The organism is Streptomyces sp. R11, from assembly GCF_041051905.1.
In the GTDB taxonomy this organism is placed as follows: Bacteria; Actinomycetota; Actinomycetes; order Streptomycetales; family Streptomycetaceae; genus Streptomyces.
Genome location: NZ_CP163432.1, coordinates 3,941,183 through 3,965,595, shown reverse-complemented (window position 1 = coordinate 3,965,595; position 24,413 = coordinate 3,941,183). Strand labels below are relative to the sequence as shown.

General features: G+C 69.0%; 24 protein-coding genes, 1 tRNA gene and 2 pseudogenes. 16 read left to right on the top strand and 11 right to left on the bottom strand.

Annotated elements, in window-relative coordinates:
• Positions 1-127: 127 nt before the first annotated feature.
• The 5 genes from AB5J55_RS17980 (at position 128) to AB5J55_RS17960 (ending at position 4,108) form a co-directional block, all read left to right on the top strand.
• Positions 128-1,492, top strand: a complete 1,365-nt coding sequence (locus tag AB5J55_RS17980; protein WP_369271666.1) for an NAD(P)-binding domain-containing protein — start codon at positions 128-130, stop codon at positions 1,490-1,492.
• A 28-nt stretch (positions 1,493-1,520) separates the two neighbouring features.
• Positions 1,521-1,982, top strand: a complete 462-nt coding sequence (locus AB5J55_RS17975) for an ArsI/CadI family heavy metal resistance metalloenzyme (protein WP_369271665.1) — start codon at positions 1,521-1,523, stop codon at positions 1,980-1,982.
• A 129-nt stretch (positions 1,983-2,111) separates the two neighbouring features.
• The gene (locus tag AB5J55_RS17970; RefSeq protein ID WP_369268656.1) at positions 2,112-2,882 is read left to right on the top strand and encodes a transposase family protein; all 771 of its coding nucleotides are present in this window, start codon (positions 2,112-2,114) and stop codon (positions 2,880-2,882) included.
• A gap of 160 nt (positions 2,883-3,042) precedes the next feature.
• Positions 3,043-3,297, top strand: coding sequence for a MafI family immunity protein (locus AB5J55_RS17965; RefSeq protein ID WP_369271664.1), 255 nt, complete (start codon positions 3,043-3,045; stop codon positions 3,295-3,297).
• A 40-nt stretch (positions 3,298-3,337) separates the two neighbouring features.
• The gene (locus tag AB5J55_RS17960) at positions 3,338-4,108 is read left to right on the top strand and encodes a transposase (protein ID WP_369271663.1); all 771 of its coding nucleotides are present in this window, start codon (positions 3,338-3,340) and stop codon (positions 4,106-4,108) included.
• Positions 4,109-4,659: 551 nt separating this feature from the next.
• Here the strand turns inward: AB5J55_RS17960 and AB5J55_RS17955 are convergent.
• The 5 genes from AB5J55_RS17955 to AB5J55_RS17935 all read right to left on the bottom strand — a co-directional run bounded on the left by AB5J55_RS17955 (position 4,660) and on the right by AB5J55_RS17935 (position 9,324).
• Complete coding sequence (locus AB5J55_RS17955) at positions 4,660-6,090, bottom strand: DUF2252 domain-containing protein (protein WP_369271662.1); 1,431 nt, start codon at positions 6,088-6,090, stop codon at positions 4,660-4,662.
• Positions 6,091-6,224: 134 nt separating this feature from the next.
• Positions 6,225-6,551, bottom strand: a complete 327-nt coding sequence (locus tag AB5J55_RS17950; RefSeq protein ID WP_369271661.1) for a carboxymuconolactone decarboxylase family protein — start codon at positions 6,549-6,551, stop codon at positions 6,225-6,227.
• 207 nt (positions 6,552-6,758) lie between these two features.
• The gene (locus AB5J55_RS17945) at positions 6,759-8,069 is read right to left on the bottom strand and encodes a cation:proton antiporter (RefSeq protein WP_369271660.1); all 1,311 of its coding nucleotides are present in this window, start codon (positions 8,067-8,069) and stop codon (positions 6,759-6,761) included.
• A 228-nt stretch (positions 8,070-8,297) separates the two neighbouring features.
• Positions 8,298-8,819 (bottom strand): hypothetical protein, encoded by a 522-nt coding sequence (locus AB5J55_RS17940; RefSeq protein ID WP_369271659.1) that lies wholly within the window; start codon positions 8,817-8,819, stop codon positions 8,298-8,300.
• 37 nt (positions 8,820-8,856) lie between these two features.
• Positions 8,857-9,324 carry an AI-2E family transporter gene (locus AB5J55_RS17935; protein ID WP_369271658.1) on the bottom strand — a complete coding sequence of 156 codons (468 nt, stop codon included), beginning with the start codon at positions 9,322-9,324 and terminating at the stop codon, positions 8,857-8,859.
• Positions 9,325-9,390: 66 nt separating this feature from the next.
• Here AB5J55_RS17935 and AB5J55_RS17930 point away from each other — a divergent pair, with 66 nt between their 5' ends.
• Together AB5J55_RS17930 and AB5J55_RS17925 are read left to right on the top strand one after the other, a co-directional pair.
• Entirely contained in the window at positions 9,391-9,969 is a 579-nt protein-coding gene (locus AB5J55_RS17930) for a hypothetical protein (protein WP_369271657.1), read from the top strand.
• Positions 9,966-10,535, top strand: coding sequence for a potassium channel family protein (locus AB5J55_RS17925; protein ID WP_369271656.1), 570 nt, complete (start codon positions 9,966-9,968; stop codon positions 10,533-10,535). Before AB5J55_RS17930 ends, AB5J55_RS17925 begins: the two co-directional genes overlap by 4 nt.
• A gap of 345 nt (positions 10,536-10,880) precedes the next feature.
• Here AB5J55_RS17925 and AB5J55_RS17920 read toward each other — a convergent pair.
• A pseudogene (locus AB5J55_RS17920) lies at positions 10,881-11,392 on the bottom strand (diacylglycerol kinase family protein); the annotation flags it as partial.
• 773 nt (positions 11,393-12,165) lie between these two features.
• Complete coding sequence (locus AB5J55_RS17915) at positions 12,166-12,684, bottom strand: hypothetical protein (protein WP_369271655.1); 519 nt, start codon at positions 12,682-12,684, stop codon at positions 12,166-12,168.
• 1,003 nt (positions 12,685-13,687) lie between these two features.
• Here AB5J55_RS17915 and AB5J55_RS17910 point away from each other — a divergent pair.
• The 7 genes from AB5J55_RS17910 to AB5J55_RS17880 all read left to right on the top strand — a co-directional run bounded on the left by AB5J55_RS17910 (position 13,688) and on the right by AB5J55_RS17880 (position 18,060).
• Positions 13,688-14,998: a hypothetical protein gene (locus AB5J55_RS17910; protein ID WP_369271654.1), complete on the top strand. Its 1,311-nt coding sequence runs from the start codon at positions 13,688-13,690 to the stop codon at positions 14,996-14,998.
• Between the two features lie 11 nt (positions 14,999-15,009).
• Positions 15,010-15,369, top strand: coding sequence for a hypothetical protein (locus tag AB5J55_RS17905; RefSeq protein ID WP_369271653.1), 360 nt, complete (start codon positions 15,010-15,012; stop codon positions 15,367-15,369).
• 166 nt (positions 15,370-15,535) lie between these two features.
• Positions 15,536-15,739 carry a hypothetical protein gene (locus AB5J55_RS17900; RefSeq protein ID WP_369271652.1) on the top strand — a complete coding sequence of 68 codons (204 nt, stop codon included), beginning with the start codon at positions 15,536-15,538 and terminating at the stop codon, positions 15,737-15,739.
• 2 nt (positions 15,740-15,741) lie between these two features.
• Positions 15,742-16,275 carry a DUF6879 family protein gene (locus AB5J55_RS17895; RefSeq protein ID WP_369271651.1) on the top strand — a complete coding sequence of 178 codons (534 nt, stop codon included), beginning with the start codon at positions 15,742-15,744 and terminating at the stop codon, positions 16,273-16,275.
• Complete coding sequence (locus tag AB5J55_RS17890; RefSeq protein ID WP_369271650.1) at positions 16,272-17,114, top strand: helix-turn-helix domain-containing protein; 843 nt, start codon at positions 16,272-16,274, stop codon at positions 17,112-17,114. The genes AB5J55_RS17895 and AB5J55_RS17890 overlap by 4 nt, the downstream gene beginning before the upstream one ends.
• An 86-nt stretch (positions 17,115-17,200) precedes the next feature.
• The gene (locus AB5J55_RS17885; RefSeq protein WP_369271649.1) at positions 17,201-17,659 is read left to right on the top strand and encodes a hypothetical protein; all 459 of its coding nucleotides are present in this window, start codon (positions 17,201-17,203) and stop codon (positions 17,657-17,659) included.
• Positions 17,656-18,060 (top strand): hypothetical protein, encoded by a 405-nt coding sequence (locus AB5J55_RS17880; RefSeq protein ID WP_369271648.1) that lies wholly within the window; start codon positions 17,656-17,658, stop codon positions 18,058-18,060. The genes AB5J55_RS17885 and AB5J55_RS17880 overlap by 4 nt, the downstream gene beginning before the upstream one ends.
• A 138-nt stretch (positions 18,061-18,198) precedes the next feature.
• On the opposite strand, the gene AB5J55_RS17875 is transcribed toward AB5J55_RS17880, so the two are convergent.
• Positions 18,199-18,279, bottom strand: a complete 81-nt coding sequence (locus tag AB5J55_RS17875; protein WP_369276219.1) for a hypothetical protein — start codon at positions 18,277-18,279, stop codon at positions 18,199-18,201.
• A 603-nt stretch (positions 18,280-18,882) separates the two neighbouring features.
• Positions 18,883-18,955 (bottom strand) — tRNA-Arg (locus AB5J55_RS17870).
• Between the two features lie 204 nt (positions 18,956-19,159).
• Here AB5J55_RS17870 and AB5J55_RS17865 point away from each other — a divergent pair.
• Entirely contained in the window at positions 19,160-19,765 is a 606-nt protein-coding gene (locus tag AB5J55_RS17865; RefSeq protein ID WP_369271647.1) for an NADPH-dependent FMN reductase, read from the top strand.
• Positions 19,766-19,976: 211 nt separating this feature from the next.
• Here AB5J55_RS17865 and AB5J55_RS17860 read toward each other — a convergent pair.
• Both AB5J55_RS17860 and AB5J55_RS17855 read right to left on the bottom strand, forming a co-directional pair.
• Positions 19,977-21,646, bottom strand: a pseudogene (locus tag AB5J55_RS17860) (IclR family transcriptional regulator C-terminal domain-containing protein).
• Between the two features lie 451 nt (positions 21,647-22,097).
• Positions 22,098-23,378 carry a M6 family metalloprotease domain-containing protein gene (locus AB5J55_RS17855; protein WP_369271646.1) on the bottom strand — a complete coding sequence of 427 codons (1,281 nt, stop codon included), beginning with the start codon at positions 23,376-23,378 and terminating at the stop codon, positions 22,098-22,100.
• Positions 23,379-23,643: 265 nt separating this feature from the next.
• Between AB5J55_RS17855 and AB5J55_RS17850 the strand changes: the two genes are divergently transcribed.
• A complete protein-coding gene (locus AB5J55_RS17850; protein ID WP_369271645.1) occupies positions 23,644-24,288 on the top strand; it encodes a TetR/AcrR family transcriptional regulator in 645 nt (214 codons plus the stop codon).
• Positions 24,289-24,413 lie beyond the last annotated feature (125 nt).

Below are 24,413 nucleotides of genomic sequence, written 5' to 3'. Positions count from 1 at the left end.
GCCGCTACGCCGAGCCGTTCCATGCTGGTCTCTAGATTCGATGAATGTCTATGTTGACGCTCATCGATACAGGTGTAATGCTTGGCAGCGCAAGAGATCGACGGATGTCGAAACAAAGGGGAATCTCGTGAACGCGCTCACCACCGACCAGCTGCCCGTCGTGGTCATCGGCGCCGGTCCCATCGGCCTGGCTGCCGCTGCCCATCTCGTCGAGCGCGGCATCGAACCCTTGGTCCTGGAGGCCGGCACGGCTGCGGGCAGCGCGGTACGCGAGTGGTCGCACGTGAGGCTGTTCTCGACCTGGGGCGAACTCGTCGACCCGGCCGCCGAGAAGCTCCTGGCCCCGACCGGCTGGATCCGCCCCGACGCCTCCAGCTACCCGACCGGCGGCGACTGGGCCGAGCGCTACCTCCAGCCCCTCGCCGACATCCTCGGCGACAAGGTCCGCTACGGCGCCACAGTGACCGGCGTCGCCCGCGCCGGCCGCGACCGTATCGTCGACTCCGGCCGCGACGAGCAGCCGTTCACCGTGCACATCCGGTCCTCCGACGGGGATGAGGAGCGGATCACCGCCCGCGCGGTCATCGACGCCTCCGGCACCTGGTCCGTGCCGAGCCCGATGGGCGCCGACGGCCTGCCCGCCCTCGGCGAGAAGAAGACCGCCGACCGCATCACCTACCGCGTCCCCAACCTGAGCGACCCGGCCGTTCGCGCCCGGTACGCGGGCAAGCGCACCGCTGTCGTCGGGTCGGGCGCCTCCGCCTTCACCGCCCTCGCCCTCCTCGCCGACCTCGCGAAGGAGAACGACGGCACACACGCGGTGTGGATCCTGCGTCGCGGAATCAGTGACAACACCTTCGGCGGCGGCGAGGCCGACCAGCTCCCCGCCCGCGGCGCACTCGGCCTGCGAGCCAAGGCCGCCGTCGAAGCCGGCCACGCGAGCGCGGTAACCGGCTTCCGTACACAGGCGGTGGCACGCGACGGCGAACTGCTCGTCCTCGTCGCGGAGGACGGCCGACGCCTCGACCCGGTCGACGAGGTCATCGTTCTCACCGGCTTCCGCCCCGACCTGGGCTTCCTCTGCGAGCTCCGCCTCGGCCTCGACGAGCGCCTCCAGGCCCCGACCGCACTCGCCCCGCTCATCGACCCCAACGTCCACTCCTGCGGCACCGTCTACCCGCACGGCGTCAACGAGCTCTCCCACCCGGAACAGGGCGTCTACCTGGTCGGCATGAAGTCCTACGGCCGCGCCCCGACGTTCCTCGCCATGACCGGATACGAGCAGGTCCGCTCCATCACCGCCTCCATCGCAGGCGACCAGGAGGCCGCCGAGCGCGTCGAACTCACCCTCCCGGAAACGGGCGTGTGCGGCGGCGCGGGCCTGTTCGACGAGCCGGAGAACTCCGAGGAGTCCGGCGGCGGATGCTGCGCCGCCCCCACCACCCTCCAGATCGGAGTCGGCGCCCCGGCATCCACGTCCGGCGGCTGCTGACCCCCACACCTGCACAAGGAGGATCGCCATGTCCCGTGTACAGCTGGCCCTGCGAGTCCCGGATCTCGACGCGTCCATCGCCTTCTACAGCCGACTCTTCGGCGCCGAGCCCGCCAAACTCCGCGATGGCTACGCCAACTTCGCCATCACCGAGCCCCCGCTCAAGCTCGTCCTGATCGAAGGCACCCCGGACCAGGACACCCGCCTGGACCACCTCGGCGTCGAAGTGGCGTCGACGGAGGCCGTTCACGCCGCCACCGCCCGCCTGAGCGAGGCCGGCCTGGCGACGACCGAGGAGAACGACACCACCTGCTGCTACGCCCTCCAGGACAAAGTCTGGGTCCACGGCCCCGGCCAGGAACCCTGGGAGGTCTACGTTGTCAAGGCCGACGCCAACTCCCTGGCCAAACAGCAGGACAGCACCTGCTGCATCCCTGCCTCGGCCGACACCGACTCGAAGGAACCGGTCGCTGCGGGCGGCTGCTGCTGATCCGGGCGTTGACCGACCTTCACACCAGCGAGGCCGTGACCGGCACGGGGGACCGGTCACGGCCTCGCGCGGCCCTTCTTGCTGCCTAAAGGGTGTTGCACAAGGCCGTGATCAGGGCATCTCCGTTGTATGGCTGGGGTGTTGAGGGCTGAACGGGTGTGGGTGGAGACGTTCACGGGGCTGCGCTTGACGCAGTTTTCGCGGTTGCTCAAGGCAGTGCGGGAGCGCGGTGGCAACGGCACGATGCAGGGCCGGCCGTGGAGCCTGCCGCTGGCGGAGCGGGTGCTGCTGGTCGCGGTGTACTACCGGACGAACCTGACCATGCGGCAACTAGGACCGCTGTTCGGAGTGTCCTCGTCCACCGTGTGCCGGGTGATCCAACGTCTCGGTCCGCTGCTCGCACTGGAACCCGTCTCCCGCCCTGCCGACGCCGCGGACCGGTTGTGGATCGTGGACGGCACCCTGATCCCGGTCCGCGACCGCAAGGTCGGCGCGTCCAGCCGCAACTACCGCTTCTCCGCGAACGTGCAGGTCATCGTCGACGCCGACACCCGCCTCGTGATCGCAGCGGCCCGACCGGCACCGGGCACCACGGCAGACGCCCACGCCTGGCGCGCTTCCGGCCTGGCCCAGCACTGCCAGGGCGTGACCGTCCTGGGCGACGGCGCCTACCTCAACTGTGGGATGGTCGTGCCGCACCGCAAACGCCCGCGCCGGCCCCTGCTGGCAGGCGAGGAAGCGGACAACGCCGCCCACCGCAAGGTGCGTGCCCGGGTGGAGCATGTGATCGGACGCATGAAGAACCACAAGATCCTCCGCGACTGCCGACAGCACGGCGACGGCCTCCACCACGCCGTCCAAGCCGTCGCCCACATGCACAACCTCGCCCTCGCATCATGACCAGAAGACCGCAGTCACACGCCCTGACCTGCCCAAACACGGCCTTGTGCAACACCCTTTAAGGGCTGTCCCGTAACTGATCAGGAGAGTCGACAGCCACCGGCTGCCCAGCGAGGATGTGGGGTCACCGATCCCTTCGTCCATGGCATGGGGGCAGCTCGTGAGCCTTTCGTATCGCGCGCGGGTGGCGGCGCTGCTTGAGGACTCGCCGCTGACCTCGGAGGCGGTCATCACGGATGTGCGCCATCTGCTGTCACATGGTGAGGAGGCGTTGGCGTTCGACACCATGTGCTCATGGATCTACGAGGACGCTCTACCCATCACCCGGCAGTACCACGCGAGCCTGGTAGCTATGGCCGATGAGATGGACACGCCGCATTCCGTCCAGCGCCTTGACGAGTTGTTGATCGACTGACCTCCGCCACTGGCGATCTTGACGGAGGATGATCCTTGCCGTGGCTGGTGTGATTACGGCGGCGGAGCCGTCTTGGATAGCCCTGTTCACCGGGCTGAGCCTGCGACAGTTCGGCAAGTTGATCACCATGTTGCGGCGCGAGGGTGCGGACTCCGTCCGCAAGGGTCGGCCGTGGAGTCTGCCGCTGGAGGACCGGGTTCTGCTGGTTGCTGCGTACTGGCGGACCAACTTGACGCTGCGGCAGCTGGCGCCGCTGTTCGGGGTGTCCAAGTCGGCCGCTAACCGCATCATCAACCACCTCGGTCCGTCGCTCGCGCTCCAGCAGCGCAAGCGGTTCCGCAAGGACGCCGTTCTGATCGTGGACGGCACCCTGGTCCCCACCCGCGACCACACCATCGCCGAGCAGTCGAAGAACTACCGCTACTCGACCAACCACCAGGTTGTCATCGACGCCGACACCCGTTTCGTCGTCGCCGTCGGCCGGCCGCTGCCCGGCAACCGCAACGACTGCAAGGCATGGGAACTGTCCGGCGCCAAGGATGCTGTTGGGAAGACCACGGTGATCGCGGACGGCGGTTACCGGGGCACCGGTCTGGTCATCCCGCACCGCCGCGAGAAGGGCCAGCCCGAACTCCCCGGCTGGAAAGAGGAACACAACGCTTCCCACCGCAAAGTCCGGGCCCGCGTTGAGCATGCCTTCGCTCGCATGAAGACCTGGAGGATCCTGCGCGACTGCCGCCTCAAGGGCGACGGCGTCCACCACGCAATGCTCGGAATCGCTCGCCTGCACAACCTGATCCTCGCCGGGTGACTGAGGAACACACAGATCACCCAGCGCGCTAGCGATCATTTACGGGACATCGCTTAGCTGGGCGAACTCGCGCTCTCAGCTTGGGAAGCTGCGATCACTTGGGGGTGGTTCGGGCGTTGACCTGGGCATACGATCGGGGGTGTGGTCTCGCCGCTGGCGTTGGCTTTCACGTGATTCGCCGCTGGTCCCCGCACATTCTGGTGCGGTTGTGGTGCAGCCCGCGTCACCGGACTCCTGCGGTTGAGGCCTCTATCCACGGCCCTGGTGTGAGGTCGCGTGCACGCGCATCGTGCTCATCGGGGTTCGATGTGATGACACCGTTTCCGCTCGGTGCAACTGCCGGGAACGTCAAGGCTGACGGAATCCCAGAAGGGCTCGGCCTCGCGGAAGTGCCCGCCTGCCGCGTGCCACTGGACTCCGGGATAGGCGTGGCGCAGGGACCGAAGAGCGGATGAGGCGAGGCCGCAGCGCTTGTAGCCCTGATAGGAGTGAGTCACTTCAACCCAGCCGATCTTGCGGAGCGGGCAGGGCGAGCCGAGCGTGCCCCCGGGTCAGGCAGTCGGTAGCTCCTCCGCGGGTAGCCGGCCCGCGTGCACGGCGTCGACCAGGGCCTGGTGGTCGCGTTCGTTCTGGTCGGCGTATGCCTCGGCGAAGGTGGCCAGTGCCCGGTCGAACGAGTCGCCGCTGCCCAGGTAGGAGGCGATCGCGATGCGGTCGCCGGACCGGGCGTGCGCGCGGGCCAGGGTGACCCCGCACAGTTCGCCGAATGCCTGCATGTCCTTCGGTCGCATCCTCTCGGGCATGGCGATGCCCTTCCAGTCGCGCAGTTGACGGACGTAGAAGTCGCGCTGTTTGCCGTCGATGCCGTCCACCCGTTCCCAGCCGAGGAAGATGTCGCTCGTGGCCTGCATCAGCCGCTGGCCCGAGACCACCCGTTCTCCCTGGTTGCGGTACCGGCTGGTGCCGACGTGTTCGGCGAGTACGGAGGTGTCGGCCTCCTTGGCTTGGAGGAAGAGCGGGTCCTGGTCGTCCCGGCCGAGCAGGAGGAAGATCCAGCATCGGGTGCCGACGCTGCCGACGCCGACCACCTTGCGGGCGACGTCGGCCAGTCGGTAATCCGCCAGGAGTGCGCGCCGGTCGGAGGCGAGAGTGCGGCCGTACCGCTCGATGAGACCGCGGAACTGGCGCTCCAGCGCGTTGCGTTCGACGTCCGGCAGCAGGTCGCCGGCCGGGATGAGCAGCGGGGGATCCGCCGCGATCCTCGGCTCGCCGTCGACCATCTCTGTGAGCTTGTCGAAAACCTGCAGGCTGTCGCGGGTACGAGCCTTCGCCATGGCGCGGGCCAGGTTCTTCTGGCCACGCTTGTGAAGCCGGCCCGTGGCCAGGGACTCCAGGAGGTCCGCGTCGATCTTCGCGTACCAGACGTCGAGGTTGCCCATGCCCGCGAAGCGGATCATCGCCTCGCGGTACGAGCGGACCGTGGAGCTCACGATGCGGGCGCGCTCGTCGTCGTCGAAGCCGTTCTCCCGGCCCGCGATGACAAGACTCGCCGAGAGTCGCTTGACGTCCCACTCCCAGGGGCCCGGCAGCGTCTCGTCGAAGTCGTTGATGTCGAACATCAACTGCCTCTCGGGCGAGGCGAGCAGACGGAAGTTCAGCATGTGCGCGTCCCCGCACAACTGTGCCGTGACCCCCGAGACCGCGGTGTCGGCCAGGTCGGACGCCATGATCGCGGCGGCGCCCCGGTAGAAGCGGAACGGGGACTCCATCATCCGGCCGTAGCGGATCGGGACGAGTTCGGGCACCCGTGCCGCGGACTGCGCCTGAAGGATCGCCAGCGGGTCCGGCCGGTCGGGATACGGCTTGAACACGCCGTGGCCCGACCGCGGCGAGCGGCGCCGCGCCGCCTTGCCGAGAGCTGCGCGATCCTCGGGCGTGGTGTGAGGTGTGGCGCGCATGGCCGTGGTCGCGTTCTGGGACATCGAAGACCCTCCTGCCTGGACCTGCGGCCGTAGGGACGCCCGGCACGGGGCACGTCGGGCAGAAGGGGCAGCTCTGTGACCTTCTGCCCGATGCCGGCCGTACGGATCGTCGATGCCGGGTAGGTGTCTGCTCCTCAGCCCTGTGTCTCGATCTCGGCATCGGCGACTGCGATGGCGATGCCGAGCGCTGCGGCGATGTTGCCCGCTGCCGTCATGACGCGGGCCGTGCCCACGATGGGCGCGATGGCGACCAGGACGTCCTGCAGTTGGTCTGCGGTCACGCCGGTCCTGAGGGCAGGGTCGATATGGGCCGCGTAGGAGATCGGCGGGGCGTCCGAGGCTGCGAGTGCCGCGATACGCGTGAGCAGGAGCATGTCCGGGGCCAGCCCGCATCGCTCGATCGAGTCGACCGTCATGGCGGCGAGGGTGTCCAGGACTGGGGTTTCCGATGCAGTGGACATGTCACATGCCCTCCTGGTCTGTTTCAGGGCCCGAGTGGAGGAGGCGGACGGAGGGAACGGATTTCCGCGCCCTCGGGACTCCCTCAACCCTAGAACTCATCCGGGCCTGGCGCCTGAGGGAGGGCGCGCCGGTGATCATCCGGCCGGATGCGGGACCGTGGCCACCCGGGTTGACGGTGGCGGACCGCGCCGACAGGTCCCGCCCGGTCAGCGCAGGCGTCGTGAGCCGCCGTGCTGTCTGCCGAAGCCTTCCGACGCGTCCTGGGCCTCGCGCAGGCCGGGGGTGGTGGTCTTTACGGCGTCGTACCAGTTCCCGTAGCGGTCGGCGAAGTACGGGGCCGACATACCGTGCAGCAGGATGCTGAGGCCGATGGTGACCGCGATGACCCGGCCCATCAGTTCGATCCCGGGCACGTGGTCCTCCACCAGGAGGAGCCCGAAGACCACGGAGGCCAGGCCGCGGGGTCCGAACCAGCCGACGTAGGCCACAGTAGGAAGCCGCATGCCGGTGCCGGCCAGCGCGAGGGCCACCGGGAGCATTCTGACCACCGTCAGGCTGAGCACGGCGTATGTGAGGATCCGCCAGTCGAGGTGCTCCAGTGTGGGGCCGAGCAGGACCGCGCCGAAGACCAGGAAGCTCAGGGTCCCCAGCAACCCGCCCGCGTACTCGGCCAGGCCGGCGGGCCGCTCCTTGGCCGACTCCGCACCTGTCGGCTCGCCCTGGCGCAGTGCGACGCCGAACGCGAACCCGCCCATCCAGGTGGCGATGAAGCCGCTCCCGTCCATGGCCGTCGCCACGCTGTACGCACAGAACGCCACCGCTAGGACCACCACCTGCTGCCATTCACCCGTCACCCAGCCCCGGGCCCGCGCGAGGGTGAGCAGCCACCCTCCGACCCAACCGAAGGTCAGCCCCACCGCGGTGCTGACCGCCAGTGCCCGCCAGAACACTCCCTCCACGCCCTCCTCGGAGGCGATCGTGCCGGGGATCGCGGCGAGGAACATGAGGAAGAACGGCAGCGCCAGGCCGTCGTTCAGCCCGCTTTCGACGTTGAGCCCGTGGCGCACCAGAGCCGGGACACGTGGGCTGGAACTGGCGGTCTTGCCGAGCGCTGCATCGGTGGGGGCGAGAACCGCGCCCAGCAGCGCGAACTCCCAGAGGGTCAGGCCGGGAAACAAGGGCCACGCCAGCAGCCACCCCGCTCCGATGCTCAACGGCAGGCCGATCGCCAGCAGACGCAGGGGCAGGAAGCCGCCCGTGCGCAGGTCGCGTCGTCGTACCGTCATCGAGTCGGTGAAGAGCAGCAGGGCCAGGGCGGCCTCGATCAACGTCAGTACCGGGCCGGCGTCGTGGCCCAGGTCGAGAACGTCGAGCCCGATCGGTCCGATGAGCACGCCGAAGCCGGTGAACACCATCGGAGCCGACACCGGCGTCGAGGCCAGGCGGCGCGAGAACAGTGCGTAGCCTGCGGTGACGGCCGCGACCGCGGCTCCGGTCCATGCGCTGCCACCACTCATGACGCCCACGCTTCCTGTAGCAACGCACAGCCGTTGCCCACGGAGCAGAGGGAGCGTGCTGCGCGGACCCGCTCACCTCGCACCTGCTCTTGCACGGGGGCATCGGAGCCTCGGGCACCGCGACGGCCGATCAAGGATCAGTGTGGCGCGAGGCCGGATCCCGAGTGCGGCACCGACACGCGTCGCGGGCCCGCCTGCGTCACCGCCCGACGGGTCGGCTGGGTGGTGTCAGTACCGCAATGCGTCGCGGACCTCGCTGGTCACCGTGCCGGTCAGGTCGCGGTTGCTCCGAGCTGTGGCTTTGGCGGTCTTGCCTGCGGCGACCTGGGAGACGTCGAGGACGACCACGTCGGCCAAGTTGCCCGACTGGTCCTTGAAATTGACCACGATGATGTAGCTCCTCGACTTCGAGTCGTGGTTGGCGATGGTCACCGGGACCTCTGCCTTGCCGTCGGAGTCCGTCGCGACGCTGCCCAGGGTGACGTCCGACTTGGCGTCCAGGCCGCCCTTCACCTCATTCAGCGCAGACGAGGCAGCCGCCTCCGCGGAAGCGGCCGCAGAAGCCACCGCGGACGCTGCCGCGCTGCTGGCCGCAGAGGCAAGCTCCGACGCCCCCGACTTCACAACAGAAGCCGCCGAGGAGGCGGGGGAGATCGGAGACTCGTCGTCCGACGAGCAGCCGGTCAGACCGGCCCAGCCGAGCATGACGGCCACCCCGACAGCAACACATCGGTTGGTCTGGCGCTCCATTGCTTCTCCCACCTCGCCGGCACTTTTCCGTCCAGCGTCAGCCAACCCGGCCAGCCGTACCAGCAGGACGCCGCACCCGGGTGACGTAGCGGACGCCGGCTCTGGCAGCGACGGCGGCACTCGGAAACCCGGGTCTGCTGACCTGAGCCTTCGGGTGTGGAACCGCGGCACTCCCCGCATCCCGTTCACCTGCCTCGCTGGCGGTCATCACCGTGGCCGGGCGCAGGGACACCGTGCGGCTCTGGATGAACCGTTGCAGGAAGTTCCCCTCCATGGCCTGGACGGCCACGACCACACCCAGGGCCCGCAAGCCGTGCCATGTGCCGCCATCGGCCAGGGCGAGCAGCCCGGCAGCCCCGGGCACGCCGAGGATCACCAGTCCGGTGAAGATGAGCACGGCGTCGATCAGCGCGAGAAGCACCCGGCCGAGCCGCCACGCTCGAACCGGTGCATGATCGATAGAGCGAAGGGCTTCTGAGCAGCTAAAATGAGACAGCAAGCCCATCGAGCAGGCGTGGCTGTGCCCTCAGCCAGGTCTTGATCTCGGTCCCTCGGCTGCGAAGGACTCCCCATGACGTCGGAGACCACCTCGGTCGCGCAACCTGGGCAGGAATCGGTAGTCATCGCCAGCTTCGACAACCGCCATCGCGCCGAACGCATGCTGGTGTCACTCGGGCGAGGTTTCCGCAGGAAGGCCCGCACGGGCGGCACGACTGCTGTTGTGATCAGAGGAAACGCCGACGGCTCGCTGAGGGTGACCCAGTCTCGCGTGCTGACGGCCAACGGTTTCGTGAACGCCCTGTTCCGCCTTTCCCTCGCATGGATGGTCGGATTCATGGGTCTGTTCGCGACGCTGAAAGGGGCAAGGGTCGGGGCCCACGCCGCTGGAGTGCGCAAAGGTCACGTCGGATCCAACGCGCAGCAAGCCCACAGGATCCTCGCGCAAGCCGGCCCCGATGCCGCCATCACGCTGGTTCGCTGCAAGGACACGGACACACGGCAGATGGTCGCTGCTGCAGCGGCCGAACGTGCGAAAGAGAGCTGGGATGGCTCGCTCACAGAGTTTCTCGCCACCCTCGACCCCGGTAGTGCTCACGATTGGCTGCGCGCCGCTGTCGGTGAGCCCTCCCCCACACACCGCGACCAGTGACTGACAGCGCCGGCCCCGGGCCGGACACCCGGCGTGAGGCCAGACTCCCGCGCCGCATGATCGTGCGGGTTGTTCTGCGGATCGCGGGATCCGCCACCGCGCTGGTGACCTTGTACTTTCTGCTGCCCCTGGACCATTCCTCGGCCTGGTTCGCCGTCACGATGCTGGTGGTCGGGCTGATCGTGTTCACCGGGTTGGTCGCGTTTCAAGTGCGCTCGATCTTCCGGTCAACGTTCCCGGGACTGCGGGCCGTCGAAGCCCTGACCACCAGTGTTCCGTTCTTCCTGCTGCTGTTCGCCAGCACCTATGTCGTCATGGCGGCAATGTCGGCCAGCAACTTCGGCGGGCCACTGACGCACGCCGACGGGTTGTACTTCGCCGTTACCGTCTTCGCGACGGTCGGGTTCGGTGACGTTACGGCCAAGAGCGAGGCTGCTCGGCTCGTGGTCACCGGGCAGATGATCGCTGATCTCGTCATCCTCGGGCTTGCGATCAAGATCATCATGGGCGCTGTCGGTCGGAGCCGAAAACCGGGAGGCGTCTCCGGCGCACAGCCCCCCGAATAGATCCACCGCTAGGAGCGTGGGTCAGCAGCGCAGGGCAGTATCGAGCAAGCGGCCCCGCCGGCCGTGCCGACCGCACCGACCCGGACAGCCTCACCGCGGACGGTCGCAGCACCGAGAAGGCCACGGGGCGAAAGAACGAACCCGCCCAGCCCGGTCGAAGCAGCACGGGCACCAAACAGGAACATGAGTGCGAAGCGGTCCGCTGCAAAACGCCCTGAGTCGTGCCGGGGACCTCCGGCTGACCACCACGCCCTGTTCGGCGCGCAACCGACCTCGTTGCAGGCTGGTCAGTCGGTGGCGTTCGCAGACGGGCCTACCGATCACGTCCGGAAGGACGACGGCTCCTCAACTCAGTGCCAGCTTCCCAGTCGCCGCCAGTCCATGTCGGCCCTCGTCCGGGGAACGCCGGGCCGGTGGCGTGGTACGCGTACGCGCAGAGCCCGGGGGTGGATCGTGCACTGTACGGGCGTCGGCAGGGTCAGTGCCTCACCGTCGACCCCGGCCTCGAACTCGGGCTCGTCCGCGTCGATGACGACCTCCTGGGCGGTCAGGCTGGTGAGGCCGGGCACGTGCCTCTTCGCGAGCAACTCGGCTGCCTGCGCGGCGTTGTCGACGTCGACGCCCAGGACGCCGAGGGCACCTGAATCCAGGACCTCACGGCGTCCGAGGCCGGCGAGGTCGCCCATCCCGTAGGGGTTGTTGCTGACAAGCGCGGCCTGGGGTCCGTCGATGGCTGTGTCCGCAGCGTGGACGGTCAGCCGGGGCCCGCGTCCGTGGGTCAGCAGGTCGGGAAGCGTCTGGAGGATGGTGCGGACCTTGTCGTCGCGGTAGGCGGGACTTTGCACCACCGCTGCGTAGGTGGACCGGCTATTGCGAAAGCGGCGGCCCGGTCGTCAGTGACCGACCCCGCTGATGTCAGAAGTAGATGTCAAAGGCCCCGGACCATGATCGGTCCGGGGCCTTTCGGCTGGTGCCCCCGGCAGGATTCGAACCTGCGACACCCGCTTTAGAAGCGAGGTGGGGCGAGTTGAAGCCTGACCTGCGGGATAATGACTTCGGCGTCTACTTTCTGCCGCCCCGTCGGCGACCGCGGTTGCCCGTGAGTCCCCGCCCCATCTGGCGCGGTTGTGGCACGGGGAAGAACGGCAGAGCCGGTGTCACGGTTCGAGCGGTTGGGGGCTGGGCCGGTTACAGCAGCAGCGCCCAAACGCTCAACAAGCAGCCCCCCACGGCGATGCCTGTGTGAAGAGCCACCCACAGCATGAATAGACGCACTCTGAATAGCCGAGGGAACTTCGCTTGTTGATCGCGTTGGACCTCGGCCCACGTTGCACCTATAGAAACGGCGGGGTGCAGAGTGTCAAGCTTCTTCCGGAGGCTAACGGCTTGTGCGTTGTGTAGAGCATTCCGCTCCCGGTACTTCATGCATGCCAATGCCCCGTACGACCCAAGCAACGTCATGGGAACCGTGACGACCAGGACTGAGGGTCGCAGCCCTTGTTGTGCGATGAACCCCAGCCCGGCCGCTGCTACCAGAATCACGATGTTGGTCAGGACCGCGCGTTGGTTCTCCACCTGCCGCGCCTGGTCACACTGCGACTTCCAGAACTCAATAAGGACGTCACTGTCATCAGCCATGGCCCCCCCGATGCCCGTCTCCGCCTTGGTCCCCCTGGTAGCTGTAGCCAGGAGGTGGAAGTGTCAGGTCAGCTTCCGGAATCGACAGGCTCTCTCGCATAAGGAGGAGCATCTCAAGTTCAGCATCGTCGAACTTCTGCTGCCGTTCGTAGAAGCTAGGGTCGTCGGGAGCATCGTGTACACCGTACTGACCCCACGACCAGGCGGCGCTGTAGGCAGCGGAAGCAGCAGCGGCTACGGCCCGATCGGCGTAGAACTGCAACTGCGCGAGCTTGGCGAAAGCATCAGACTGCCAGCCCTCCTCCAGCTCAGGCTCTTCTGTGAAGCCGTAGCAATGGTTGTAGGCGGTCCTGGCCAGCGTTTTTACCGCTTCATAGAATTCCACATACGCCCGTCGGCGGTGCTCGAACGTGCGGGCCTCGTCCTCATGAGCCCAGCTTTCGCGTTCGCGCTGTCGCTCCCGCTCCCAGGCGACTGTTTCGCGGCGGTCTGACCAGCGCTGCGTGATCAAAGCGCCAACGGTCCCTGCGACCAGCGTCGCTACGACGCCGACACCAGCGACTACTAGCGGTACCCATAGGGGAGTTGAAGTCACTCCTCAATGGTCGCAGTCGTGACCTGGCCAAGTGCAACAATCCCCGACGGTGACAGATCCTCCATGCCTCAACCCACTACTCACCTCGGCTTCTATCCCGTCGCCGTCGGCCCACACACCGTGGAGCGGGCGTGGTTCATGGCGTCCAGGTGGAGCGCGCCACTGTACGAACGACCTGGTGCCGGTGGCCAAGGGGATGGAAGCTCAAGCACTGAGGGGCTGTAAAGCATGGGGGAGCTGAGGGACCTTAGGGGTGCTGTCAAGTCCTGTTATCCCAAGTGCGCGACGGCTGGGGGCTGCGTTGGGGCCTGCGGGCTGCGGTGGCGGGACTACCCATTCCCCGCCGGACCGACGGGGCTTGAATCCAAGTGAGGAACCTATGTCCAGCAGCATCAACCTGCCCGACGCCGAGACCGTCGTGAAGACGGCGAAGACGTACGCGAGAGACCTCGCTGAGCGGACCCTCGCGACAGCCGTTGTCGCCGCGGGCGGCATCGCGGTCGCCGCGGGCCCGGCCGACATGTTCCGCGCCTCGTTCTGGGAAACGATGGCGGCGGCCGGGATCGCTGCCGGTGGCACCCTGCTGAAGCGCATGATGGCGCGGGCGTTCGGCACAAAGAACAGCGCCTCTGGCGCGCGGCGTCTAGGAGACACCTGTTGGACCCACCACCCTCGGCAGCCTCCTCGTGGGCGTAGGCGTGGTCGTCGGCGGGCTGGTGGCGTACCTCGGCAGGAGGGGCGAGAACGCCCTTACCGGCTACACCTCGTTGACTGGCGACCTCCAAGAGGAGCGAACCGAACTCAAGGCTGAGCGCGCCGAGCTGAAAGCAGAGCGCGCGCAGCTCAGCGCACAACATGCCGTAGATCAGGCGGAGATCGCCCGGCTCCGCTCTCTGGTTATCCAACTCGGAGGACAAGCGTGACCCGGACAGAGCGGGCGTTGGCCCGCCGTTGGCGCCCCGTGGCGGTGCTGTGCTGGTTGGTCGCCCTGTCCGGCGCGGTCGTCATCATCTGGGGCCGCATCGACGCCGAGGCAACCGCGCGTGAGGAAGCGGTAGCCGAGCTGCGGGAGCAGGTTAAGGGCGAGGGGAAGACGCCCGTCGCACCTGACCCGTCTGTGGCAGTGGACGACCTGCCCGACCGGGCCGAGGTGCTGGTGCCGATTCCCGGCCCGAAGGGTGAGCCGGGCACCCCTGGCCGCGATGGGCAGGACGGTACTCCGGGCGAGGCCGGCACGCCCGGAACGGACGGGACCGACGGTACGGACGGCACACCGGGTGAGCCCGGCGAGCAGGGCCCGCCCGGACCGGAAGGTCAGCAAGGTCCCCAGGGGGAGCAGGGTGCAGCAGGTGAGCAGGGACCGCGGGGTGAGCAAGGACCGCCCGGACCGGCCGTCACCCTGACCGGACACCAGACCCTCGCTGACGGCGCGGGCAACCCGGTACCCATCCGTATCCGGCCCGTGCCGGGACGCGTCGGCTCCGCCGAACATGACGTCGTCGTCGACAACGATCCCGTCGTCACCCCCGACGCCGCTGGTCACTGGACCCGTGAGCTTGTGGCGACAGACGCCGCAGGGTTCACGCCGACGGGCTGGACGTACCGCGTCGAGACGGGCGACGACGCCCTATACATCTCGCTGCCTGCCGCGCTCGGCACTGTCGACATCGCCGACCTCACCCCGGCCGGGGCGGACGACGGGGAGTACGTCCTCGTGCAAGGTCCGCCCGGCCCGGCCGGGCCGCAGGGGCCAGCTGGTCCTCAGCCGCCGCTCGGCGCGGCCGGGGCGGGGCCGGACGTGGCACTGCGCTCCGACGACCCGACCACAACGAACGCCCGCACACCGACGGCGCACGCCAGCTCCCACGCGAGCGGCGGCACGGACCCGGTCAGCCCGGCTGCGATCGGCGCGGCGACGACGGCCGCCGTGGCGACTCTGTCGAGCGACGTCTCCAACCTTGACACCGTCGTTGGCGACTGCCTGGTCCGCGTGCAGAACATCGAGCAGGGGAATGCCTTTCTCGCGGGCGGCCACTACACCGGGCCCGTCGATGTCGCGAGCAGTGGCCTGGCAGCGGTCCGTATCATGGGCCGCCGCACCGCGGCCGGCGCCCCTACCGCGGGCGCGTGGACAGCTGGCGACACCGTGCAGGACTCGGCTGGGACGTGGTGGTTGTGCACCACCAGCGGGACCCCCGGCACGTGGGTGGCGGGACCTTCCTGCCGCTGACGGGCGGGACGATGACCGGGACCGTCACTAACAACGTGGCTGCGGCCGGGACTCCCGCGTTCGGCGGAGGCGTCACAGGGGATACGTTCGACCGGTGGCGGATCCTCGCCAACGGCACTATCGAGGCGGGATCCGGATCGACGGCGCGCGATACCAACTGGCGCCGCTCCGCAGCGAACGAGTGGACCACCGATGACTCGGTGATTGTGACCCTGATGCTCCGCCACCTCGGCACCACGCTGGGTTTCTACGGCGCCGCAGCCACCACGAAACCGGTCGTCACCGGCTCCCGAGGCGGCAACGCCGCATTGGCATCCCTACTCACAGCGCTCGCCAACCTCGGACTCGTCACCGACAACACAACCGCCTGACCGCCACAGCGGCCCCGCTCTTCCCGGAGGGCGGGGCCGCTTTGTCATGCCCGATTGCGCGCCAGCCAAGGACTGCCGTGCAGCCCGAGCAATCTGCCGCAATCCGTGCCCGCACTCCGGGCCGCTCGCGCATGCTGGTCCCCAACCACCCCAGATGGAGGGCGACATGACGCTCAGGTTCATCGGCACCACATCGGAGCACGGGAACTGCCCCACGCTGTACGAGGTCGAGGAGACTGGCGACATCGTCGTCCAGGGCGACCACCTCACCGACCCTGAGCACCTCGCGCAGCTGCGCGACGTCGGCGAGCATGAGACGTTCGTCGTCATCCCGCGCGAGCTGCTCACCCGTTTCGCCCCCAAGGAGTAACCGTGCCGCTGATCCCTTTCGAGGAGATCACCCACCTGTTCACGGAGTTCGAGCACACCGCCTTCCGGCTGGAGACGCGCCGCGCCTACGCCTCCGACCGGGAGGGAGCCCGGTTCCAGGCGTTCATGCGCGGTGTCCTCCCGGAGCCGGAGCCGGACCATCCGTGGAACGTCAACGTGCGTGCGAAGGCCGGGCGAGGTGCCCGGTTCTCCCGTGTGCGCATCATCGACGAGCCGCCCACGGACGGGCAGCGGTTCCTCATGGCGACAGCGGCTGGGAACGTGGCCGCGGGTGAGGACATCCGCGTACTCACCCGCGCCGAGGCTGTACAGCTGGACCTGCCGGACTACGACCTGTGGCTGTTCGACTCGCGCACCCTGGTCCGCATGCACATCGACGACACCGACACCACCACCGGCGTCGAGCTGGTCGACGACCCCGCGGAAGTGCTCGCCGCCTGCCGGGCGCGCGACGCTGCGTGGCGCGCCGCTGTCCCTACTGCTGAGGTGTGGGCGCAGGTACGTTCGTCTGTGTGAGCACGGACTTTCAGAGCGCCAGGGTCGCCCTCGGCGCGCGGCTCCGAGAGCTGCGCGCCGAGGCCGGCCTCAACGGCAAGGACATGGCCGAGCGCCTCGGCTGGCAGCGCTCGAAGGTCTCCCGGCTGGAGACCGGCAAGCAGACCGCCACAGCCGCCGACCTCGATGCGTGGGCGCAGGCCGCTGGCGCCCCGGCCGAGGCCGCCGACCTTCAGAGCCGGTTGCGCGGGATGGAGTCCCAGCAGCGCTCTTGGCGCCGCCAGTTGACCAAGGGGCACCGCGCCGTGCAGGACCGGTACGTCGTCGAGTACCGGCAGACCGCCATCATCCGCGGGTACGAGGCCACCGTCATTCCGGGACTGTTCCAGACCCCGGAGTACGCCCGTCATCTGCTGATCCACAACGCCGAGCTCATGCAGTCGCCTCGCGATACCGAGGCGGCCGTGAACGCCCGCATGCAGCGCCAGGAAGTGCTCTACCAGCCGGGCAAGCTCTTCCGCGTCCTCATCTGGGAGGGCGCGCTGCACGCCCTGGTGTGTCCGGCTGAGGCTATGGCGGGGCAACTGGACAGACTGGTCGGCCTGATCGGCATGAGTTCCGTCTCACTCGGCATCATCCCGTTCGGCGTCCAGCTGACGCTCACCCCCAAACACGGGTTCTGGATCTTCGACGAGGACCGCGTGATCGTGGAGACCATCAACACCGAGTTCACGCTCGAATCCGACGACGACGTCGCCCTGTACGGGCGGGTGTGGGATCGCCTCGACAAGAGCGCCGTGGAGGGAGCACAGGCCCACCGGCTCATCGCCCGCGCACGGGCCGCCCTCGAGCTCACGTAGGCAATCCGCCTCAACTCCCCGGGCACGTTCGCAATCGCGCGCAATCGGCACGCGTTGCCACAATGGCCCTGCCTACGGTCCAGGTCATGGCCCTACTAACGTTCACCCAGCAGTACGAGGCCGGGGACACGTGGCTCGCCAACTGCTGCCCGCACCCGAACCTCGTCCGAGATGTATGGGACGCCAAGACACTCGCCCCCATCCCCTCCGGTGAGGAGTGGCTCGTCGCCGAGGCCCGGCTCACGTCCGGGTATCCGAAGCTGGTCCGAATCCGCGCAGAGCAGCGGGGGCCGGTCCTCGCTGACCAGTTGATGGATGCGCTGTGGTGGCTGGTCCCCCTGGATGCGGCCGAGGAACTGGCCGACGTGCGGGGGCTGGTAGTGAAGCCGGCGGGCTGGTGCCTGGACTGCCCGCCGACCGGTCAGCAGGTCGAGGGTCGCATGTGGATCACGCACCCTGACGGCTCCGGGCAACTCACTGACCCTGTCGTACTCGCCGCCGCGTTCGGCCCTGGCGGGTACCGAGTCCCCGCGGAGGCATCGTGACGATGAACGAGACCCGAACAGAGCCAGCCAATGAGACGGACGTCCCTACGCTCGGCCAGCTGCTCGTCGAATCAGCCCAGAGCGGTCGTGGCCGGGCAGCCGCCCAGGCCATGGCCGAGGAGGGCGGGATTCTCGCCCGGGACAGCGTGCGCGCGGCCCTCGTCGTCAAGAAGGCCGGACGCCTCAAGGCCAACTGGGAGGGGCTGATGGGGCGCGTCTACACCCTCGGCCTCAATGAGGAGGAGCGGGCGTTCCTGGGCCTGGTGCTGTCGATGGTGGGCATCGGGATCACGCCGCTGACCGCCCTCGAAAGCCTGGACGAGCGCCGCCTGCTCATCCTGATGAGGGCCCTGCCAGTCCTCGCGGCCAACGACCGGGTCGCGATCGGTACCCGCATGTAGCCCCTGCTCCCGGCTGCACCGCCGACCGCGCCGGCAGCGGGACGGGCGGTCGTCCCCGGACATTCCCCCGCGGGGGCGACCGCTCATTTGACCAGCTCCTCGATCGGCATGCCGACGGTGGCCGCGACGAGCAGCATTTTAGCCCTTGGGTACGCGCTCGGCGTACTCCCATCGGTGCACGGTGCGGTGGTCGCGGCCGATGTGCTCGGCGAGTTGCACCTGAGTCAGGTTGGCCGTGAGCCGAGCTGTCCGGATGCGCGCCCCGATCTCCCGTCGCCGTGGGAGTAACCAGTCGGGTTCGGGATCGAGGGGCACCCGCCCAAGTTGTAACGATCATGACTCGTTGTCTCTGCCTGGCTGGGGCTGCACCGCCGACGGCGCCGGCAGCGGGACGGGCGGTCACCCCCGGATTACAGGAGCGACCGGATTGGCGTACGCGTCTCCGCCTTTTCGGTCGTTAGACGCTAAGACTCAGTCAAGGCGTCCCGCCCCGGGAGTGAATGCCCCCGGGGCGGTCTACGTTGGTACGTACGAAGGCCCTCATCGATAATCCCGGTGAGGGCCTTCGCCCGTTAGGCCGGCCTCCCCGCCGGATCTCACAGGAGTACGGGAAGCGCGTCACTGGCGCGCGTGGGGAGAGGTACCAGCCCTTCCCGTCGGCGCGTCTCTACGTGCCGCGTGCACGAAGTCCAGTCCCCGAATGGGTGAGGCCGGACAAGATCGTGTGGGGATGTGGCATCCATGTGGCATTCGATCATGAAGCAGGCCCCCCGTTCGAATTGAACGAGGGGCCTGTAACGCCCTGACCTGCTACGCAAGCTGTGCCCCCGGCAGGATTCGAACCTGCGACACCCGCTTTAGGAGAGCGGTGCTCTATCCCCTGAGCTACGAAGGCGGAAGGTGCCCTGACAGCGTAGCGGATGCGTCCCTCGGGGTTCGCCCCGGTTGTGGGGGATCGGCGGCGCGCCTTGTCGATCTTCCTCGGGTCCCGGCCTCAGTCGCCCTTGACCTCAAGTTGACTTGAGATTTTACGTTTCTTGCGCGGGCCCCACACAGGGCCGATCGCGGTCACTCCCGGCTACCGAAACGAGGCACCTCCATGTCCCGGACCCACCAGTCATCCCAGCCCCCACTCAGGATCGGCGTCCTCATCGGCAGCGTCCGCCCCGGCCGTTTCGCCGACAAGGTCTCCCAGTGGTTCGTCTCCGAGATCGGGCGGCGTGATGACATGGAGACGCATGTCATCGATCTGTCCGAGCCCGCCCTCGCCGACGAGCTCAAGCTCACGCTGGAGCGGGCCGCGGGGCCCGGCGATGCTCCGACGCTGGCCGAGCGGATCGGTGGGCTCGATGGGTTCGTTGTCGTGACGCCCGAGTACAACCACGGCTACCCCGCCTCCCTCAAGCTGGCCATCGACTACGTCTACCGGGAGTGGCGAGCCAAGCCGGTCGGCTTCGTTTCGTACGGCGGTATGGCCGGCGGTCAGCGGGCGGTTGAGCAGTTGCGGCAGGTTTTCGCAGAGCTGCACGCGGTCACGCTGCGCGACACCGTCAGCTTCCACATGGCCTGGGAGCAGTTCGACGACGAGGGGCGCCCGCACGACCAGGACGGCACCGCCAAGGCTGCCGCCGTGCTGTTGGACCAGCTCGCCTGGTGGGGGCTGACCCTGCGGGAGGGCCGGGCCGCCAGGCCGTACGACGGCTGAGGCGCCCGATCATCCCCCCGGCCCCCGGCCCCCTGGCCGCCGGCTTCAACCCCGAGCCCGGCCACCTGATCCAACCCTCAACCCTCAACCCCGGGCCCCCGACCTCACACCTCAACCCCCGGCCCTCGACCTCACACCTCAACCCCCGCCCTCGACCTCACACCTCAACCCCCGGCCCTCGACCATCACACCCCCCAACCCCAGCCCCCCCTCACCTCACCCCCACCCGAGCAAACCTCCCCGCCACCTGAAGATCCCCCTCCACCCGCCCCGCCGCCCCCACCAACTCCGGCAAGCACCTCCCGCACGCATTCCTCCACCGACCGCCGAGCCGCATGCATCGCGACGTTCAGGGCGGCGGCGACGACGCGGCCGGTGCGGTCGCGTACCGGTACTGCCACCGAGCGGAGACCGGGCCTCCAACTCCTCGTCGACCAGGGCGTATCCCTGCGTCCGGACGTCGTCCAGCGTGGCCGTCAGGGTCGCGGGGTCGGTTGTGGTGTGCGGTGTGAGGGGGGCGAGGGGGCCCAAGTGGCGGTCTGCGGACGGGAGATCCGCCAGTAGGACCCGGCCCAGCGATGTCGCGTACGCCGGCAGCCGCGTGCCCACCGTGACGTCGACGCTCATCACGCGGCCGGTCGCGGCGCGGGCCGTGTACTGGATCTCGTCGCCCGACGGCGTCAGCACCGCACAGGGACGTCGACTCGTGGCCGCGGGTGGCCAGTTCGGTCAGGGTGCGGGGCCGCGATCTGGGGGAGGGAGGTGCGGACAGGGGTGGGAAGCCAAAGAGACAGTACGCGTGGGGTCAGGGCGAAGGCGCGGTTGCCGGACTGGCGTACCAGGCCCAGGTGCTCGTAGGTGATGAGGGCCCTGCGTGCGGTGGCCCTCGCCAGTCCTGTCGCCCGTGCCACGTCCGTCAGTGTCAGCTCAGCCCGGCCCTCGCCGAAGGCCGTCAGTACGGTCAGCCCGCGGGCCAGCGACTCGACGAACTCCCTGCCCAGTTCCTGCTTGGAGGCACCGGTCCAGGCCGCCAGCCCCGCCGGCGCCGCCCCGCGCTGCGACTGCGGCTGCGGCGCCTCGCGCAGTTCGTGCTCCGATCTTCGCCACCGTGGCCCGCAGGCGGGGGAGGAGCGTGTCGCGCAGGTCCGCGGCCGTGTGTCGGCTGGTGTGGCTGACGACGTTCGCCACGCAGGCGATACCGCCGCCCGCCCGGGGGTCCCTCACCGGTACGGACACGGCGACCAGACCCGGCTCGATCAACTGGTCGTCCAGCGCCCAGCCGTCCTTCCGCGCCCGCGCCGACCGGCGTTCGAAGTCCTCGTCGGGGGACGGGTGCGGTTGCGGCGGTACGGCGGGATAGCCGCGGTCCTCCGGGTCCCGCCGCCCGGCGCTCGCGCCAGGCCTGCCACTGCCGCGGCCGTCCACTCGGTTTGCGAACAGCGGGCCCGGCGCGGTGCGTTCGGCCGGGAGCAGGTCGCCGATGCGGAAGCTGAGGGACATCGCGCGGCGGCGGGTCGCCTGGTGGATGAAGCGGATGCCGTCGCGGTCGGCGACCGCCAGCGACACCGACTCGTCCAACTCGTCCGCGAGGGCGTCCGCGTGGGAGGTGAGAGAGGCGGGGCAGACCGAGGGCGGCCAGGTAGGCGTTGCCCCAGTTCCATCACTCGGGGCGCCAGGATCACGTCGCGGCCGTCGAGGCGGACGTTATCCCATGCGCGCGAGCGTGGACGCGATCCGGTCCACCGTGGAGCGTGCGAGTCCGGTCGCCCGCTCCAGACCGCTCGCGCTCAGCGTCCCGCCCGCCTCCGTCAGCCGCCACAGCACCCCGACCCCACGGATCAGCGGCGTGACCGCCTCCACCGGCACGGCACGGTCGTCCAGGTCGTCTTCGCTGGCATCGGCTCTCCGGTACGGCGGTCGCGGCAGGCCTAACCGTAATGCGAACCGATTCGGTTCGATTCACGCGCGCGTACGGCGGCGACTCGGTCCACCCCCATGTCCAGGCCCCCCAGCACCCATCCTCATGGCCGAGCGCCCCGACCGCCACACCCCATCCTCATGCCGAGCGCCCCGACCGGCCAGCACCCATCCTCATGCCGAGCGCCCCGACCGCCAGCACCCATCCTCATGCCGAGCGCCCCGACCGCCAGCACCCATCCTCATGCCGAGCGCCCCGACCGCCATCACCCATCCTCATGCCGAGCGCCCGACCGCCAGCACCCATCCTCAAGCCCAGCGCCCCGACCGCCAGCACCGGATCCTCAAGCCCAGCGCCCACCCCCCCCGCAAGCCAACAGCCCCCATCCCCAACACCCCCCAACCCCCAAGTCCCCTACCCCCGCGAAACCCGCACCCGATACCCCCCCCGCCAAATCCGCCCCCACCACCGCCACCCGCACCCCCCTCTCCTCGCCCGGAATTCCTCCCCCGGCACGAACGTCGCGTCCGAGAGTTCGGCGTGGACGTTCGGGCTGCGGGTGCAGCCGCCGCTGTCCTCGTGGGAGTCGAGGACCTTTACCGGGCCCATGCCGGTGTCGACGTCGGCGTCGACCTTGTAGATCAGGATGCCGGGGCGGCAGACGGCCTCGTCGTTGCCCTCGCGGGTGCGTAGTTCGATGGCGTAGCCGGTGCGGCGGTTCAGGGGGACGAACACCAGCTTGGGGCCGCCCGTGCGGGCCAGCGGGGTGAGGGTGTACTCGGCCTTGCCGGGGGTGGCCGCGCACCGTATCTGGGCCGAGTCGAGCCAGCCGAGTTTCCACTTGTGCCAGCCGAGGAGGTCGTTGTTGGCCCCCCAGTCCTCGCTCATGATGTCCCAGTGACCGACCGCGCCCCCGCCCTCGGCGGTGTACAGGTCGGGCAGGCCGAAGACGTGGCCGTTCTCGTGGGGGAGGACCCGGTAGCCGGTGCGGTGGTAGGTACCGGAGCCGTCGTCCTGGCGGGAGTAGACGAAGGACGCGTTGGTCACCGAGACGCCGTCGGCCACCGGGGCCTCGGTGTTGCCCGCGAAGGTCACCGACAGGACCGTGTCCAGGGCCGACGGGCCGGCGTTCGGGGTCACCAGGACGTTCAGGAAGTCGTACGACCGGAAGTCCACCTTGGGGTCGGCCGCGACCACGAGGTCCTGGACCAGCTGCCGGTACCCGGGGTCGAAGGGCGCGCCGCGCTCTATGCCGTACGCCCGGAACGACTTGGGCATGCGCAGCCAGCGGGGTATCGGGGTGTCGGGGCGGTAGTCGAGGCGGCCGTAGGAACTGGTGCGGAACCACTTCTGGGTCTGCGGGAAGAACTCCGCGAAACGGTCGAGCGCCTTGCCCGTGCCGGGCGCGTCGGGGAAGTCGACCATCAGGGTGAGGGCGCGGACGGTTCCGGTGGAGCGGGCGTAACCGCGCGGTGTCGGTACTCCCTCCGACATCTGGACCGTCGGCCGGCCGCTGATCATGCAAGGGCCGAGAGCCGCGGAGTGGCCCGGTGGGATCGGGCTCGCTCCGGCCGCCGTGGAGGTCCCCGCCGTGAGGTGCCCGGTGCCTGCCGAGGTGCTGACCGCCAGGGTGAGGGCGGTCACGGAGGCAAGGGCGGCCACACGGCGGGGGCGTATCCGACTGCTCGGCTGCATGCATGGGCCTCTCGTCCATGGCAGCCGCCGACTGCGTACTGCACCCTCTCGATCACCCTGTGTCGGGGGCTGCGCGTGCGCGCGTTGAAGGAGACCGAACGTGGGTCCGCGGCCGCGGGAGGCGAGCGAGATTGTGACTCAGGTCACAAGAGATTCATTGAGGGTTTGGGAAATAACCGGGGATCCCCTCCCCGTTTAGTCATGTGTCCGAGCGAAACGGGGACAGCCTCCCCGGATCGCCACCAGCAGAACTCAGGAGTACGCCGTGCAGACCGCAACCCCCGCACCGCGCAAGGCGACCCGGCCGCGCGCCGACGCCCTGCGCAACCGGGAGCGGATCGTCACCGCCGCCCGGGAGATGTTCGTCGAGCTCGGCCCCGATGTGCCGCTGGACGACATCGCCCGCCGGGCCGGCGTCGGCAATGCCACGGTGTACCGCAACTTCCCCGACCGCGACGCGCTGGTCCGCGAGGTCGTCTGCTCCGTCATGGACCGTACGGCCGCGGCGGCCGAGCTCGCGCTCGCTCAGACGGGGGATGCCTTCGAGGCTCTGGAGCGCTTCGTGCACACGGCCGCCGATGAGCGGATCAGTGCGCTGTGCCCGATGGTCCAGAGCACGTTCGACCAGCACCACCCGGATCTGGAGGCCTCGCGGGAGCGGGTCGAGCAGCTGATCGGGGCGATCATGGACCGGGCCAAGACGGCCGGCCAGCTCCGCTCCGACGTGGACGTCGGCGACCTCATGATCGCCGCCGCCCAGCTCAGCCGGCCCCCGGCCGGAACGGGCTGCGACATCGCCGACCGTTACGTCCACCGCCATCTGCAGCTGTTCCTGGACGGACTGCGGGCCCCGGCCCGTTCCGCCCTGCCGGGCACGCCGCTGACCATGGAGGACCTGCGCCAGGCCTGACCGATCAGTTCAGAGCACAACGGCAGTCATCAGAGCACCACAGCAGCCGATAGACCGAATCGCAAAGCCACCAACTCTCACCGGCCGTCACAGCCGACGAGCCGTCCCCTTTTCTTTCACTTTTT